Origin of the sequence: uncultured Tenacibaculum sp. (assembly GCF_947494125.1) — a bacterium.
Taxonomy (GTDB): domain Bacteria; phylum Bacteroidota; class Bacteroidia; order Flavobacteriales; family Flavobacteriaceae; genus Polaribacter.
On sequence record NZ_CANLTU010000004.1, the window covers coordinates 1 to 16,500 of the forward strand.

12 protein-coding genes and 1 pseudogene are annotated in these 16,500 nt (G+C 27.9%); 5 read left to right on the forward strand and 8 right to left on the reverse strand.

Annotation, left to right across the window (positions count from 1 at the left end; translation table 11 throughout):
* The 4 genes and pseudogenes from Q0881_RS08500 to Q0881_RS08515 form a co-directional block, all read left to right on the forward strand.
* A pseudogene (locus tag Q0881_RS08500) lies at positions 1-213 on the forward strand (HlyD family secretion protein); the annotation flags it as partial.
* A 110-nt stretch (positions 214-323) separates the two neighbouring features.
* Positions 324-1,034 (forward strand): TIGR00730 family Rossman fold protein, encoded by a 711-nt coding sequence (locus Q0881_RS08505; RefSeq protein ID WP_299158949.1) that lies wholly within the window; start codon positions 324-326, stop codon positions 1,032-1,034.
* Between the two features lie 236 nt (positions 1,035-1,270).
* Positions 1,271-3,916, forward strand: coding sequence for an aminopeptidase (locus Q0881_RS08510; RefSeq protein ID WP_299158952.1), 2,646 nt, complete (start codon positions 1,271-1,273; stop codon positions 3,914-3,916).
* Positions 3,917-4,033: 117 nt separating this feature from the next.
* A complete protein-coding gene (locus Q0881_RS08515; RefSeq protein ID WP_299158955.1) occupies positions 4,034-6,487 on the forward strand; it encodes an alpha-ketoacid dehydrogenase subunit alpha/beta in 2,454 nt (817 codons plus the stop codon).
* Between the two features lie 86 nt (positions 6,488-6,573).
* Here the strand turns inward: Q0881_RS08515 and Q0881_RS08520 are convergent, their stop codons facing one another.
* From Q0881_RS08520 to Q0881_RS08550, 7 genes are all read right to left on the reverse strand, one after another.
* Positions 6,574-7,308, reverse strand: a complete 735-nt coding sequence (locus tag Q0881_RS08520) for an SH3 domain-containing protein (protein ID WP_299158958.1) — start codon at positions 7,306-7,308, stop codon at positions 6,574-6,576.
* An 80-nt stretch (positions 7,309-7,388) separates the two neighbouring features.
* On the reverse strand, positions 7,389-9,635 hold the full coding sequence (locus tag Q0881_RS08525; RefSeq protein ID WP_299158960.1) for a peptidase domain-containing ABC transporter: 2,247 nt from the start codon (positions 9,633-9,635) through the stop codon (positions 7,389-7,391).
* Entirely contained in the window at positions 9,601-10,911 is a 1,311-nt protein-coding gene (locus tag Q0881_RS08530) for a radical SAM protein (RefSeq protein WP_299158963.1), read from the reverse strand. The genes Q0881_RS08525 and Q0881_RS08530 overlap by 35 nt, the downstream gene beginning before the upstream one ends.
* Positions 10,912-11,086: 175 nt before the next feature.
* Positions 11,087-11,296: a hypothetical protein gene (locus Q0881_RS08535; RefSeq protein WP_299158966.1), complete on the reverse strand. Its 210-nt coding sequence runs from the start codon at positions 11,294-11,296 to the stop codon at positions 11,087-11,089.
* Between the two features lie 77 nt (positions 11,297-11,373).
* Positions 11,374-11,580, reverse strand: coding sequence for a hypothetical protein (locus tag Q0881_RS08540; protein WP_299158969.1), 207 nt, complete (start codon positions 11,578-11,580; stop codon positions 11,374-11,376).
* 127 nt (positions 11,581-11,707) lie between these two features.
* A complete protein-coding gene (locus Q0881_RS08545) occupies positions 11,708-14,062 on the reverse strand; it encodes an outer membrane beta-barrel family protein (protein ID WP_299158971.1) in 2,355 nt (784 codons plus the stop codon).
* Positions 14,063-14,147: 85 nt separating this feature from the next.
* Positions 14,148-14,795 carry a hypothetical protein gene (locus tag Q0881_RS08550; RefSeq protein ID WP_299158974.1) on the reverse strand — a complete coding sequence of 216 codons (648 nt, stop codon included), beginning with the start codon at positions 14,793-14,795 and terminating at the stop codon, positions 14,148-14,150.
* A 112-nt stretch (positions 14,796-14,907) separates the two neighbouring features.
* Here Q0881_RS08550 and Q0881_RS08555 point away from each other — a divergent pair, with 112 nt between their 5' ends.
* On the forward strand, positions 14,908-15,669 hold the full coding sequence (locus Q0881_RS08555) for a LuxR C-terminal-related transcriptional regulator (RefSeq protein WP_299158977.1): 762 nt from the start codon (positions 14,908-14,910) through the stop codon (positions 15,667-15,669).
* Here Q0881_RS08555 and Q0881_RS08560 read toward each other — a convergent pair.
* A complete protein-coding gene (locus tag Q0881_RS08560) occupies positions 15,666-16,418 on the reverse strand; it encodes a ThiF family adenylyltransferase (protein ID WP_299158979.1) in 753 nt (250 codons plus the stop codon). The genes Q0881_RS08555 and Q0881_RS08560 overlap by 4 nt on opposite strands.
* Between the last annotated feature and the right edge of the window lie 82 nt (positions 16,419-16,500).

Consider the following 16,500-nt stretch of genomic DNA (forward strand, 5'->3'; position numbering starts at 1 on the left):
GGTGAATTAAACGGTACAGTAAAATCAATTTCATTAATACCAGATGAAGAAGGAAACTATTTAATAGATGTAGCATTGCCTCAGGATTTAAAAACTACCTATGATAAAAAAATAGCTTTCAGACAAGAAATGAAAGGTACTGCCAATATAGTAACCGAAGATTTACGTTTGATTGAACGCTTCTTCTATCAACTTAGAAATATTATAAAATAAAAATTCTAATTACCTACTTATTAATTATATAAAATAACTAAATTAGCAAGCTTGCTAAAAAAGTAATTTAAGCAACGTAAATTGTTACATTAATATAAAAGATTATGAGTATGAGTCCGAACGATGACAGAAAAATTAGAGAAAGATTACAACAAAAAACTTGGAACGAGATAAAAACAAATGATTCATGGGCTATTTTTAAAATCATGTCTGAATTTGTTGAAGGATATGAAAAATTAAGTAAAATTGGTCCTTGTGTATCTATTTTTGGCTCGGCACGAACTAAAACTGACGATCCTTATTATAAATTAGCAGAAGAAGTAGGTTATAAATTAACACAGAATGGATTTGGAGTAATAACCGGTGGTGGTCCAGGTATAATGGAAGCGGGTAATAAAGGAGCACGTAGAGGAAAAGGAACCTCAGTAGGATTGAATATCGAACTACCTTTTGAACAACATGACAATCCTTGGGTTGATCGTGATAAAAACTTAGAGTTTGATTATTTCTTTGTTCGTAAAGTAATGTTTGTAAAGTATTCTCAAGGTTTTGTTGTAATGCCAGGTGGTTTTGGTACTATGGATGAACTTTTTGAAGCAATTACTCTAATTCAAACAAATAAAATTGGTCGTTTCCCAATTGTTCTAGTTGGTAAGAAATTCTGGTCTGGTTTATTAGAATGGATTAAGAATACCTTACTAGAAGAAGGTAACATTAGCGAAAAAGATTTAAATCTATTTAGGGTTGTTGATACTGCTGATGAAGCTGTAGAACACTTTAATAAATTCTATGCGAAATACGAATTAAAACCAAATTTCTAAAAATAATTATCTTTAAGGCTCGTTGAATATTCAACGAGCCTTTTATTTTAAGTTTGAATTTGAAAAAAAAACCACTACTTTTTTTACCTTTCTTTTATTTGTGCTGTTATTCTATAATTGCGCAAACAAATTCAATAGATATAAATGCTAGATTAGACGTAGAGAACGATCTTCTTAAAATCCAGCAAAAAACTATATTTCACAACAATTCTTCAAAAAATCTCAACGCTGTCTTTTTGCATAACTGGGCCAATAGTTTTAAAAATAATGATACTCCTTTAGGTCAAAGATTTGTTGAAGATTATAAAAAAGATTTTTATTTTTCTAAAGAAAAAGAAAGAGGCTTTACTAAAATTCATAATCTGACCGTAGATCATCAACAAGTATCTTTTAAAGAAAAACAAGGTCACCAAGATATAATAGAAGTTCTTTTAAATAAAACTCTCGAACCTAAAGACAGTATCGTTTTATCGACTACTTACACTATTAAAATTCCAAATGCAAAATATACAGGTTATGGAAAAACAAAAACTGGTTATCACTTGCGTTTTTGGCATATAATTCCTGCCGTTTATAATAAGAAATGGCACCTAATGAGTAATTTAAATATTGATGATTTATATCAAAATCTTACTGATTATAAAATAAACATTAATGTCCCCAAAGAATATACTGTTGAAAGTAACTTATATCAATATGAAACAAAAAAAGAAAACTATATAGAATATTACCTAGTAGGTGGCAGAAAAAAAGATATTATACTAAATATAGATACACGCAATAGATTTACATCTTTTAAAACAAAAGACAAAGAAATAAAAACTGATGCCTATTTAAAAAGTATTCCAAATACAACAACATCAAAGATAATCAATAAGCAAATTGATTTCATAGAAGACTACTTAGGTAAACATCCGCACACTGAAATTTTTGTTGATGCAAATACGATAAATAAAAACTCTTTGCATGAAATTTATGGACTTCCAAGATGGCTAAAACCATTTCCTAAAAATTTTAGATGGGAAATCAACTTCTTTAAAGCACTTACAAAAAAATACATTGATGATGTATTAATCCTAAATCAACGAAATGATTACTGGCTTACCGATGGCCTACAAACTTTCTTGATGATGGAATACATGAAAAAATATTATCCAAATACAACTATACTGGGTAAGTATTCTAAATATTGGCCATTAAGAATTTATAATATTGCTAAATTAAAACAGAACGATAAATATGCTTTTGTTTATCAATTTAGTGCTCGTAAATTTTACGACCAAGCATTAAATATTCCTGCCGATTCCCTTTCAAATTTTAACAGGAAAATAGTGAGTAAATACAAAGCTGGCTTAGGGTTATTATACCTTAAAGATTATATTGGCGGAGATACCTTAAAAAACTCATTAAAAGAATACTACTCAAGAAAGCAATTAAAATTAAGCAGTAGTAGCTTTTTTGCCAAGGTTCTTCAAAAAAACACTTCTAAAAATTTAAATTGGTTTTTTAATGATTACATAAAAACTAATAAAAAAATAGATTATAAAATAGATAAAATTAAATACTCTAATAATAAAGACTCTTTAGAAGTAACTATAAAAAATAAAAGAAGTTTCTCTGCTCCTATCGCATTGTATGGTATTGAGAAAAAGAAAATTAAATATAAAAAATGGATACCAGCCATTGATTCTTCTAAAACTATTAAAATAAAAAATGGTGATTTTAATAAACTAGCCCTAAACTATGAGAATATTTATCCAGAATATAATTCTTTAGACAATTTTAGAAATACAAATAACAGTCTTATAAATAAACCCTTACAATTTCGGTTTTTTAAGGATGTAGAAAACCCATATTATAGTCAGTTATTCTATTATCCTGATTTTAAGTATAATTTATATGATGGACTTATACTTGGTGTAAATATAAATAATCAGTCGGTAGTAAATCATAATTTTGAATTTAGTCTAACACCTAATTACAGTACAAAAAGTAGGAATTTTACAGGTTCTTATTCGTTTTCTTATAATCATTTCTTAAAAGAATCAAAAATTTACAAAATACGTTATGGTATTAGAGGGAGTAACTTCCATTATGCACCCGAACTTGAATACAATACATTCTCTCCTTTTGTAAGTTTTCAATTCAGAAGAAATTCACTTCGAGAAAATGGGTTACAGCTTTTAATTGCTCGAATGATTAGTGTTAATAAAGAAATTTTAGCTAGTAAACCAAAAGAAGATAGTGATAAATACAACATTATTAACTTAAGATATATACATTCAAAATTTAGTGCAATCAATAGAACTTTGTACGCAGTAAATGCAGAATTCAATTCAAATTTCAGTAAAATCTCAACCGATATTCGTTATCGTAGATTTTTTTCAACTGATCAAAGTTTCGATATTCGATTTTTTGGCGGTTACTTTTTATCTAATAAAACAGAAGGAGATTATTTTAGCTTTGGTTTAAATAGAGGATCTGATTATTTATTTGAACAAAACCTATTCGGACGTTCAGAAAATGAAGGAATTTTCAGCCAACAATTTATTATTGGTCAAGGAGGCTTTAAATCTAAATTTAGTGAACCTCAGTTTTCAAATCAATTAATAACATCGTTAAACACCAGTGTTAGTGTATGGAAATGGGCAGAAGTATATAATGATTTTGCCATGCTTAAAAATAAAAACACTTCTCCTAAGTTCTTTTATGAGAATGGAATTCGGTTAAATTTAGTGCCTAATATCTTCGAATTTTATTTCCCAATTTACACTAATGAAGGATTTGAAGTTACAAAAGAAGCTTATCCAACAAAAATTAGATTCATAATTACAACCAACATCGATAGAATTTATAATTTCCTAAGAAGAGGATTATTATAGATACTTCAACAAAAGTCGTTTTTATCCATTTTTTTTGAAGAATATTCAATAAAATTTGAAATTTTTAAATTTCAACTAAAAAAACTATCTTTGTATCCACACCAAAACTAGATGATTATGATGCAAAAGACCGAAGTAGCTAACACTCAACAACTTTCTTTTCAAGATTTTAAAAATGAAGTTTTAAACGACTATAGAATCGCTCGTATAAGTAGAGAATGTAGTTTATTAGGACGTAGAGAAGTTTTAACAGGAAAAGCAAAATTCGGAATTTTTGGTGATGGTAAAGAAGTTCCACAATTGGCAATGGCAAAAGCTTTTAAGAATGGTGATTTCCGTTCGGGATATTATCGTGATCAAACTTTCATGATGGCTATTGATCAATTAACTCCACAGCAGTTTTTCGCGGGGTTGTATGCACATACAGATATTGATATTGAACCAATGTCAGCTGGGCGTCAAATGGGAGGTCATTTTGCAACCCATTCAATTGATGAAAATGGTAATTGGAAAAACTTAACAGCACAAAAAAATTCATCGGCAGATATTTCTCCAACTGCTGGTCAAATGCCTCGTTTACTAGGTTTAGCACAGGCTTCTAAAATTTATCGTAACGTAAAAGGTTTAGAAAATCACACAAATTTTTCTAATGAAGGTAACGAAGTTGCTTGGGGAACTATTGGTAATGCAAGTACATCTGAGGGACTATTTTTTGAAACTATAAATGCAGCAGGCGTTTTACAAGTACCAATGGTAATGAATGTTTGGGATGATGAATACGGAATTTCTGTACATGCAAAACATCAAACAACCAAAGAAAGTATTTCTGAAATATTAAAAGGTTTTCAAAAAGAAAACGACACCAACGGATATGAAATTTTTGTAGTTAATGGTTGGGATTATGTACAACTAATTGATACATATAATAAAGCATCTAAAATTGCTAGAGAGCAACATATTCCCGTATTAATTCACGTAAAAGAATTAACACAACCACAAGGTCATTCTACTTCTGGATCACACGAAAGATATAAATCACAAGAACGTTTACAATGGGAGCAAGAATTTGATTGTATTACTCAAATGCGTAAATGGATTTTAGAATTTGAATTGCAAGACGAAAAAGGTGGGGTGTTAAAATTCATTGAATCTGAAGAAGAATTAATTAAGATAGATAAAGAGGCTAAGAAAAAAGTTAGTAAAGCTAAACGTGATGCATGGAGTGCTTATACTAATGAAATAAAAGCTGAAGTTACTACTAGTGTAGATTTACTAGAAAGAGTAGCTAATAAAAGTAACAACAGTTCATTTATTACAAAATATAAAAATGACTTAGCAAATATTGCCGAGCCTATTAGAAAAGATATTTTGGTAGCTGCACGTAAAAGCTTACGTTATTTAAAAGACGAAAGTTTTGCTGAAAAAGTTGAATTACAAAACTTCATTAAAACTTCAATTGAGAATGCTGCTGTAAAATATTCAGCACATTTATTAAGTGAAACTGAGTTAGCTACACAAAATATTGCTCCAGAAGCTCCTACTTATGCTTCTGATAAAAACTTAGTTGATGCACGTATTATTATGCGTGATAATTTTGATGCTATTTTAAAGAAACATCCAGAAACATTAATTTTTGGTGAAGATGCTGGTTATATTGGAGATGTTAATCAAGGATTAGAAGGTTTACAAGAAAAATATGGTGAATTAAGAGTATCTGATACAGGTATTCGTGAAGCTACAATTTTAGGACAAGGTATTGGAATGGCAATGCGTGGTTTACGTCCAATTGCAGAAATTCAATATTTAGATTATTTATTGTACGCTTTACAAATTATGAGTGACGATTTAGCAACACTTCGTTACCGTACTTTTGGTAAACAAAAAGCTCCATTAATTATTAGAACCCGTGGACATCGTTTAGAAGGTATTTGGCATTCTGGATCTCCAATGGGTGGAATTATAAATAACATTCGTGGAATTCATGTATTGGTTCCTAGAAATATGACTAAGGCTGCTGGATTTTATAATACCTTATTAGAAGGTGACGATCCTGCTTTAGTTGTAGAATGTTTAAACGGATATCGTTTAAAAGAAGAATTACCAACAAATTTAGGAGAATTTAAAACTCCTATTGGAGTTGTAGAAACCATTAAAGAAGGAACAGATATTACTGTAATATCATACGGATCTACTTTAAGAATTGTGGAAGAAGCTGCTAAAGATTTAGCTCAAGTTGGTATTGATATAGAAATTGTAGATGCTCAAAGTTTATTACCTTTTGATTTAAATCATGATACTGTAAAGTCTCTTGCAAAAACAAACCGTTTATTGGTCGTTGATGAAGATGTACCTGGTGGAGCTTCTGCCTATTTATTACAAGAAATTGTAGAAAATCAGAATGGTTATAAACACTTAGATAGTAAACCGCAAACTTTAACAGCTAAAGCACACAGACCTGCTTATGGTACAGATGGTGACTATTTCTCTAAGCCATCTACAGAAGATATTTTCGAAAAAATATATGAGATTATGCATGAAGCTAATCCTCAGAAATTTAAAAACTTATATTAAACTGTAAAAAGTTTAGCTTATTAAAAAAGCGATTTAGAATTTTAAATTCTAAATCGCTTTTTTATTTATCTTGCTTATAACACCTTTTAATCTACAGCTGCTTCTTCAGTATCAATTTTAAGATTCTTAGACTTATAATCTTCAATTTTCTCTTGTAACTTTTCTATAAAAGATGAAGAAGAGAAATCTGCATTATTAACAAGTTCTTCTAATGCTTTTATTCTATCTGTCATTGTTCCAGTAGCCATAGCTACATTTGCAAATTTTGCTACAGCTATATCTACTGAAGATTCTGATAAATTTCCAGCTTTAATCCAACCCTCTTCGATATATTCTCCAGTTGCTCTTTTTCCTTTTACAAGCATCCAATCGTCTTGAGTTTTTAAAACAGCAATAATATCCATTGTACTATATTTCTTTTCTGTTTTAGTCAATAAATCAGGTCTTTTATAAACTGTTGCTTCTTTTAATAAAGTTGCTACTTTTCCATTTACAGCTAAAAAACTAGCTCTAGTCCACCCTTCTTTACCATCAATTAATCTAACTTTATAGTACAGTTTTTTAGAGATTGAATCAGTTGTTTCTTCACCTGTTAATTCAATTTTTTCTCCCAAACTCATTGAAGTAATCCATTTCCCTTTAGCCTTTGGAGTAGCTCTAATAGATAGTTTTTCTAATAAACAAATAGCTGCTGTATTAGCTTCTTTTTTTTGTTCTTTAACTACTTCTGTTTGGGTTTGAGAATTAGATGATTTCTTATCATCTTTACAACTTAGCATCATGAATGATGCTGAAAGGATAGTAATAAATACTTTTTTCATAATAATTAATTTTCAACAAATATAACCTTTAATCTTACAAGCAAAAATCTGAATATATATATATTGTTTTAATAAAAATATTAATTTCCTAATTCTAATTGATTTTTTACTAAGTGATAATATTCTCCTCTATTTTCAGTTAACTCCTTGTGATTTCCTGACTCGACTACTTTTCCTTTTTTCAAAACAATAATATTATCTGCATTTTTTACTGTTGAAAGTCTGTGAGCAATAACAACAACTGTTTTACCTATAAAAAATTCTTGAAGATTGTTATGTATTATTTTTTCATTTTCTGCATCTAATGCACTTGTTGCCTCATCTAAAAAAATATAATCAGGATTTTTATATATTGCTCTTGCTATTAAAATCCTTTGTTTCTGACCACCACTAAGTTGTAATCCAGAATTACCAATCTTAGTATTAAACCTCATAGGCAATTGTTTAATAAACTCATAAGCACTTGAAATTTCACAAGCCTTTTTTAACCTATCATGATCTACATTTTCTTCAGAAAAAGTAATATTTTCTGCTACAGTACCACTAAAAATGTTACCATCTTGCATTACAATACCACATTGTTCTCTCCAGCTAGAAGGAATAATATCATTCATATCTGTTCCGTCAATAGAAATAGTATTGGGTTTAGTTAAATAGAATGATAATAATAATTTTAATAATGTAGTTTTTCCACTTCCACTAGCTCCAACTATTGCCGTAACTGTATTTTTTTTAATCTTAAAACTTACATCATCAATAATAGTAGGACTAAATTTACCTGGATATTTGAATGATAAATTTTGAATATTAATGTTTGAGACATCTCTAGTTGAAAAATCAACACTTTTATTTTTATTCTCTTCTTTTGTTGCATATATGTCGTTAATTCTATCATTAGACAATTTAGCGTCCTGAGTATCTTTTATAAAACTAGTTATATTATTCATTGGTCCAGTTAACTGACCTATAACATATGATATACTTATTAAAGCTCCTAAAGTTATTTGACCTTCAATAATAAAATAAGCACAAACTCCAATAGCTACAATTTCTTTAATTTTAGTTAGAACATTTACCCCTATAAGTTGATAAGTATTAAGATATAGTGAACGTAACTCTATATCGTTTAACTTCTCTTGAATGTTTGTTATTTTATTAATTATGTTGTCTTGAGCATTATTTATTTTTATTTCTGGCATATTCATAATAAACTCATAAATATGGTTGCTGTTTTCTGACTTTTTCAAAAACATTGCATATTCTAAAATAGCTCTCCTTTTTAAAAATAGAAACACCCATACAAAAGAAAAAATACTTAAAATAAAATAAGATAAAAAAACTGTTGTATTGAAGTACAATAATATACTTCCAAAAATTAATATATTTAATGTACTAATTATTAACTCTGGACCTTTCCAGGTCATGTAACTTTGTATCTGATTTTGGTCATTGATTCTTTGTAATGTTTCTGTATTTAACCTTGTATCAAAATAATTTATAGGTAGTTTAATCAGCTTAAATAATAGATTTTTTTTGAGGTTAATACTTAATGAAAAATTAAATTTTGTTAAAATTAATCTACTAAAAAAATCAGAAATAAAATATGATAAGAACAAAACTACCTGAGATATCAAAAAGAAATACACCATGTGCATGCTTTTAGACATAACACCATCATCAATAATTTTTTGAAAGATAAAAGGAATAGCCCAGTTAGCAACAAGGCTTACAATTAGTAAAGCTAGCGCTAAGATGTACTTAAGTTTATTTTTTACTAAAAACTCTTTAATGTAATTAATTATTGGACTTGAAAATGGTTTAATGGTATTTGTATCTGCCTTTAAATTAAGCGTATCAAAACTTTCATTTGGCTGTAATACTATAGCTATACCTTTATCATTAATACCCTTCCATTCATTTTCAAATGTTTCTTTATCTAGTTTTACTTTTCCATATGCTGGATCTGCTAAATGAAATGTTAAGCTTCCTTTACTATTTTTAGCCTTATCATATACTAAGAAGTGTTCTTGTTTCCAATATAGAATAGTTGGATATGGGATAGTAGCTAGTTCTTCTGAACTTACTTTTAAAACAGTTGCTGACAGTCCTATTCTTTCAGCTACATCTACAATATCATTAATAGATACTCCGTTCCTAGTAAACTCAAAATATTTTTTTAAGTCATTTAAACTTGTTTTTTTATCAAAGTAATTAACAATCATGCACAAACAAGCTGCTGCGCAATCTGTACTTGTTAATTGATATATAAAAGGAAGTTTTTTACTTCTCTTGTTAGGCTGATTTAAGTATGTCTGTAACCTTAGCATAAATAACTTTATCTTTTTGAGTTTCATCAAATGCATATACACAATATCCTTCTTCATTTTCAAGATTTTCCATTGCATGTTGACTGCATCCCCCATTACATAGAGGCATTATCTTACAACTTAAGCAAGGTTTATTATGTAGTTTTGAACTCATTCTTTTTTCTACATAACCATCATCCCAAATTAAAGTACCATCGCTATCTATATAACCATTTCTACTTTCCTTTTTGAAATCCCTTGCTGTACATTTATATAAATCTCCATTATAATTAATTACCGCGCTACTTCTTTTATCTGCATAACATGAATTTAAAACATTATTGGCTGAAAAAGTACCTGTTACATTAAACCCTTTAGATTTAATAATTTCCATGTTTTCATTTAAAACAGTATCTAAATCATCAACTGCATCGTCTTGCCAAACTCTATGATAGTCAACAATTAAATTTTTCTTTATATGCTTTAAATCTACATCAGAAAAATCATCGATAATTTTAAATGTATCTTTTAAATTTTCACTTGTATAATTTATTCGGAGACGTACGTGAAAACCATTTCTAATTAATAATTTTATATTATTAACTATCTCAAAATAAGATCCTTTTGTTTTAGTTACAAACCGCACTTTATCATGTTCTTCTCTATAACCATCTAATGTTATTTGTAAATTGCATGTAAGATTTTTACTATGAAAGTAATCAACAAAATCTTGATTTACTAAATATCCATTAGACGTAAAATTTATACCAAAATCTTTATTATAAACTTTACTTTCTTCAGCTATATGGTCAATAATAGGAATTACATTTTTTTTAAAATACAATAATGGTTCCCCTCCAAAAAAACCTACATGAAAATATTTTAAGTATTCATCTTGAAGCTTTTTTGTTACAAATTTATTAACTTTAACCACCATTGTACTCTTTAAACGAGAAGCTTTAATATGGTCTTCATAACAATACCAGCATTTAAAATTGCAGTTCATTGTTGGATTAATGGTTAATTGAAACATTGATGTTTGTTCATCTACCTTTTTAGCTACTTCTCTTACTTTATCAACCTCATCTACATCATTGTTCACTAAAAATTTATTTTCTGAAAGGTATTTATAAAATGCAGGGTGTATCTGTTCTAATTCGTCTATTCCTTCATGTTTACCAGCTATAAGAAGCTCCTTTAAATCGTCTTCTAAAAAAATAACTTTATCTTCAAAAGCATTATAAAGAGCAAACTGGTTATTATAAGGAATTATTGAGTTGAATTGACTATATTTCATAATTTAGTATTTATAAATAAAAAAAATGTATGCGATTTATAAAAATATTAGCTGTTAACTATTATAGTAAACTGTAAATCGGTAAATAATTAAAGTCATATTAAGACTGACCAAATCTTTTCAAAAATGAAGACATGCTTTTAACATATCTTCATATTTGGTTTAGTTTGTTGCTTTATTTAGCAATCTCTTTACTTCCTCCACAACCAGCAACTAAATTACATCCGGTGTTAGTAGAACCACAATTTTTAGCGAGATTAATATCTAATTCAATGTTACTAATTCCTCCTGTAACTGAAAGTGCTTCTGAAAATCCTCCTTTTAAAGAATCATTAGAGGTTTCTAATTTTTCAAACTTTGCTAAATCAAATTTTTTATTTTTCATAATTAAAATTTTACATTGTTAGTTTAATATGAAGGCATGTTAAAAACATACCTCCACATTAAATTTAGTTTGTTGCTTTATTTAGCAATCTCTTTACTTCCTCCACAACCAGCAACTAAATTACATCCGCTGTTAGTAGAACCACAGTTCCTAGCAAGGTTAACATCTAAATCAACGTTACTAATTCCTCCTGTAGCTGAAAGTGCTTCTGAAAATCCTCCTTTTAAAGAATCGTTTGACGTTTCTAGCTTTTCAAATTTTGTTAAATCAAATTGTTTTTTCATGATTAAAATTTTTATTATTAAATTAATTTTAAAGAAGTATACCTCTTTTCATTTGTTGCAACTTTTAGCTTACAATTAATTCACACTGCGCATTATAAAGTAATTGTAAACTATTCTTTATATATTTTTATGTTCTATTTTTCTCATCTTTATTCCCCAATTGTCTATTAGTTCTTCTCACTTTTCTATTACCAAAACTATAGTTTATAGAAAATTTTATGTATTGTGTATCATAATAACCGCTATAAATAGCTTTTATCCCATTTCTAACACTCTCGTTATTAAAATTATATTCTCTTAAAATATTATTGGCATTTAATGAAAGTTGAAGATTATTATTTACATTATACTTTACAAAAGCATTAAATATGAACTGCTCATAGTTATGAATTAGCTCTTTAGATGTATTTGGGAAACGATATGAAAAATCAAAACCTACTATTGATTTTTTCTTTTTATCTAATGTAAAATGGTTCGTTGTTTTAAGAATTGCTGCTACTCCGGTAATAGACTTAGGTGTTAATGGATATATTTTAGAAGTTGATTTATTGTAATAAATATGAAACGTATTTAAACTCTGCCATCCTTTCTTTTTATTATATAAATAATTCAACCAAAAACCAATATCATAGCCATCAAAGTAATTTAATCTCGTAATAGATTGTGTTAAATTATCTGCATCTAAAACTGCTACTTGGCCCGAACTATTTTCAGCCTTTGAAAAATAAACTTCTGTACTTAAGAAACTTTTATACAAGTGGCTTAAACTTATATTAGATAACAAAACTGGCTGTAAATTTGGATTACCTTCTGAGTAAGAAAAAGGGCTTGTATATATTCTAAAAGGATTTAAGGTATTAAACCTTGGTCTAAGTATTCTTTTTGAATAATTTAAAGAAAGATTATGATGTTGACTTGGTTTATAATTGATATATATTGAAGGGAAGAAATTTAAATAATCATTTTTAAATTCGTTATTTAGTGTTTTCTCTTTTGCTAAAGTTTCTGTTCTTTCCATTCTTAATCCAGATTGAAAACTCCATTCTGAAAGTCCAAAATTACTATTCAAAGATGCATACAGTGCTTGTATATCTTCTTTGTAATTAAAACTTGTTTGTTGATCAAAATTTACAACTCCACTAATCAATACATCATTATCTGTTTCAGTAAATGATAATTTACCTCCAAAATTTAATGCTACATTTTTAAAAGGATACTCTACATCAACTTTTGAAGAAAAATTAGATACATTTTGTGAGGAAGTATTACTTATATTATTAATATTCCCACTTGGATTGAAAAATGAGTTTACAATACTCTTTTGATCTCTTTCATAGTCGAAATAATCAAAATCTACATTAATAACTCTTTTAGGGGTTATATTAATAACTGTATGAAAGTTTATTCCATTAAACCTTTTTTCACCTTCTTCCTTACCTGTATTATCTACTTTTGTAATTATATTAGGCTGAGTAATTCCCTGTATATTAATATTCCCTTTATTACTAGAATTAGGAGTACTAAAACTTCCTGTGTATTGTCCACCAATCAACCAATTTGAATTAATTCTATATTCAGAAAATATATTTGCGGTTAAATACTTTGTTTTATATTTATAATAGGTTTCTTGATTCCAAAAATTATCAGGGTAAAAGATTTTGTTTTTTTCCTCTCCTCTAGTATTTCCATTTGCTCCAGACACACTAGTAGAAAACGAAAATTTTTTCTTATTATAATTAAACACTCCGCTATAAGAAGCTAAGCTATAAAAACCTTGTCTGTAAGCCCCAGTGATATTACTATTCCAAAATTCAATTTCTTTTTTCTTAATAATGATGTTGATCAAAGCAACATTCCCTTCTGCTTCATATTTAGCAGGTGGATTATTTATAATCTCTATATTATCAATATCAATAGCTTTTAATGACTTTAAAAAAGCCATTAATCCATTTCCTGTTAATTTTGACTCTCTACCATTAATTAATATTTTTACTCCATCTTTTCCTAAAACTTGAATATTCTCTCCTTCTACAATTACGCTAGGAGCAAAATTCAACAACTCTGTTACATCCCCATTAGCTTTTCCTATCAAACTATTTTTAACATTAAAAACAAGCCTATCAGCCTTTTTTACAAATACTTTTTGATTCGCATTAACAACAACTTCATTTAAGCTATTTTCTTTTTCTACCAGCTTTATATCCCCTAAGTTTTCACTTTCTTTGGCTACAATTTTTTCTTTCCATTTCTCATAACCTAAAAAGCTAACCTGTAAAAAATACGTTCCTTTTTTTACTTCTAAAACAAACTGGCCTTCTTCATTTGTAATAGTGCCTTCTATTATCTTATTATCCAATCCTATCAATAAAACATTAGCTAACTCAATAGGAGTATTATTATCTACAATTTTTCCTTTTAAAATAACTTGAGAAAAACTAAAACAACAACAACTTAAGAATAGGAATGTAAAATATTTTTTCATTTTATATTTTTTTTCACAACAAAGATATTTCCACTAAAGACATATAAGATTACACAAAAGGGTAGTTTTATTAATCAACTTAAAATCAACTAAATAAAACTTTATTCTTAGTGTAAAAATCGATAACACCATCAAAATAAATACATACTGGAATGGTTTCAGAACCTAAATAATTAACAGCATTACCTATTTGAATAGTCTTAATTCCCATAGCATTCATAACTCTTAATAATTTACTATCACATTCTGCAAAAACAACAGAATTTTCATATTTACAAACTTGTGATAAAGCAGCTACCATTAGCTTTTTAAAGAGTAAACTACTTTTTATATTCTTGTTTACTGCAAACCTCCCTATATGCCAAACATGTCGTATGGGAGAATTCCCTATTATTTCAATAGGATTTATATTAAAAATTTTTTGAATAGGTAGAATATCTCTATAATTCCACTTTACAACTCTAATTGATCCATTAATTTCATTTTTTTCATTTTTTGAAATGAAAATTTTTGAATTTTCATAATAAACAGCCTCCTCTTCATGTATCTCTTTTAAATCATTCTCAAAGCTTTCATCTATCTTTCCATTTTGATGATTAATAAAGTTTTGCATTACAACAAACTTTGCTAAATCGATAATTTCACTTTTTCCCTTTAAATGACTAATTTTAAATCCCATAAACAAATTAAGTTTTATAAAAACAAAATTATCTTTTGGATATACTGTATACATTACACTAAAGTGTAGTAAAGTGCTACAAATCAACAAACTACCTGAAAAGGTAGTTTATTGATTATAAATCATTTTTTTTGTTACTTTTACTTTCCTCCGAAATTTATAGTAAATGAAAAAAAAAGTCGATGATTTTTTCTCTATTAAAAATAGTGTGAACTCCCTTTTAGAAGATGAAAAAAAACAAATATCAAACTATTTAGCTCCTATAAGAGCTTTTGCAAGAGTAACCTATAAAAGCATTTATATAATTGATTACGAAAAAAAAGGTTTTGAATACGTTTCTGAAAACCCTTTATTTTTGTGTGGACATACTGCGGAAGAAGTTCAACAAATGGGGTATGCCTTTTACTTTAAACATGTAATAAAAGAAGATTTAGATTTATTGTTAAAAATTAACACTGTTGGGTTTGATTTTTATGATAAACTTCCAATAGAAGACAGATTAGATTACACTATATCTTATGATTTTCATATTAAAAACAAAGAATCTAAGACAATCTTAATTAATCAGAAGCTGACACCAATGTTCTTAACTAAAAGTGGAAAAATTTGGAAAGCAATATGTATAATCTCTTTGTCATCTGAAGAAAAATCTGGTAATATTAAAATATACAGAGAAGAAGATAATATAATACATTTCTATAATTTAGAAGGAAATTATTGGAAATCTAAATCAAAGATTGTGTTGTCTACGCGTGAGAAAGAAATATTAAGGTATTCTACAAGAGGATTTACTATAAGTGAGATTTCTGAAGTCATATACGTATCTCCAGATACCGTTAAATTTCATAGAAAAAAATTATTTGAAAAATTGGAAGTATCAAATATAACTGAGGCTATTTCTTATGCTATAAATAATAAATTAATTTAATTATCTATTGATGACATATAAAATTCTGGGAAAGTTTTTATCTTTTTATTAGTTACTATTTTATATATCAGATTTGTACACATGGAAGCAACTAGCCAAGAGGCTATAGAAAGCTGTGGTGGAGGTAATACTTCTTGCTCATTCTTATAAGATTCTATGATTTCATCAAGCCAGTTCTGAGGTTTACCCCAAAATTTCATATAACTAGAAGCATATTCCACCACATGTACCTCATTAAATTTCTCTTTATTTCTAGATATAGAATCTAAGAGTAAACTATCGGAATTAATCACTGCAACTAAAGCTCCCCAACCTAAATTATAAGGGTGAAGTATTGGTATTTCCCTTTCTCGACACAATTGATCAAATAAAAGAGGGATATCTGTAGTAAAATCAAGAGCATTAATTGTTATTTCATGTCCTTCAATAATCTCTTCTATATTATTTTTATCTATAAAACAGTTATATGTTTTTATGTTTGCCTTAGAGTTAATACTTAATAGTTTTTTCTTTATGGCTTCTGTTTTACTAAAACCAATATCGCTCTCTGTATAATTTTGCCTATTTAGATTAGTCAGCTCTACAGTATCTCCGTCAACAATAGTTATATTTTCAAAACCAAACCTCAATATACATTCAGCTATAACACTACCAATACCAGCCCCACCTATAAGCACAGGGACTCGTTTTATTTTTTCTTGCTCGCTTTCGGTAAGATAAATTCTATTTCTACTATATCTTGTTTCCAAATTATATTTTTTAACAAAAATACTTCCTATATACTCTTCTATTGCTACTCAAAAGAGTAGTAAGTTAAAAAAATTATTATTT

Bases quoted from the DNA above. Each gene is read 5' to 3' on its own strand.
- Q0881_RS08555 (WP_299158977.1), top strand. From the start codon at position 14,908: ATGAAAAAAAAAGTCGATGATTTTTTCTCTATTAAAAATAGTGTGAAC.
- Q0881_RS08540 (WP_299158969.1), bottom strand. From the start codon at position 11,580: ATGAAAAAACAATTTGATTTAACAAAATTTGAAAAGCTAGAAACGTCA.
- Q0881_RS08520 (WP_299158958.1), bottom strand. From the start codon at position 7,308: ATGAAAAAAGTATTTATTACTATCCTTTCAGCATCATTCATGATGCTA.
- Q0881_RS08545 (WP_299158971.1), bottom strand. From the start codon at position 14,062: ATGAAAAAATATTTTACATTCCTATTCTTAAGTTGTTGTTGTTTTAGT.
- Q0881_RS08525 (WP_299158960.1), bottom strand. From the start codon at position 9,635: ATGCTAAGGTTACAGACATACTTAAATCAGCCTAACAAGAGAAGTAAA.
- Q0881_RS08515 (WP_299158955.1), top strand. From the start codon at position 4,034: ATGATGCAAAAGACCGAAGTAGCTAACACTCAACAACTTTCTTTTCAA.
- Q0881_RS08535 (WP_299158966.1), bottom strand. From the start codon at position 11,296: ATGAAAAATAAAAAATTTGATTTAGCAAAGTTTGAAAAATTAGAAACC.
- Q0881_RS08550 (WP_299158974.1), bottom strand. From the start codon at position 14,795: ATGTATACAGTATATCCAAAAGATAATTTTGTTTTTATAAAACTTAAT.
- Q0881_RS08530 (WP_299158963.1), bottom strand. From the start codon at position 10,911: ATGAAATATAGTCAATTCAACTCAATAATTCCTTATAATAACCAGTTT.
- Q0881_RS08505 (WP_299158949.1), top strand. From the start codon at position 324: ATGAGTCCGAACGATGACAGAAAAATTAGAGAAAGATTACAACAAAAA.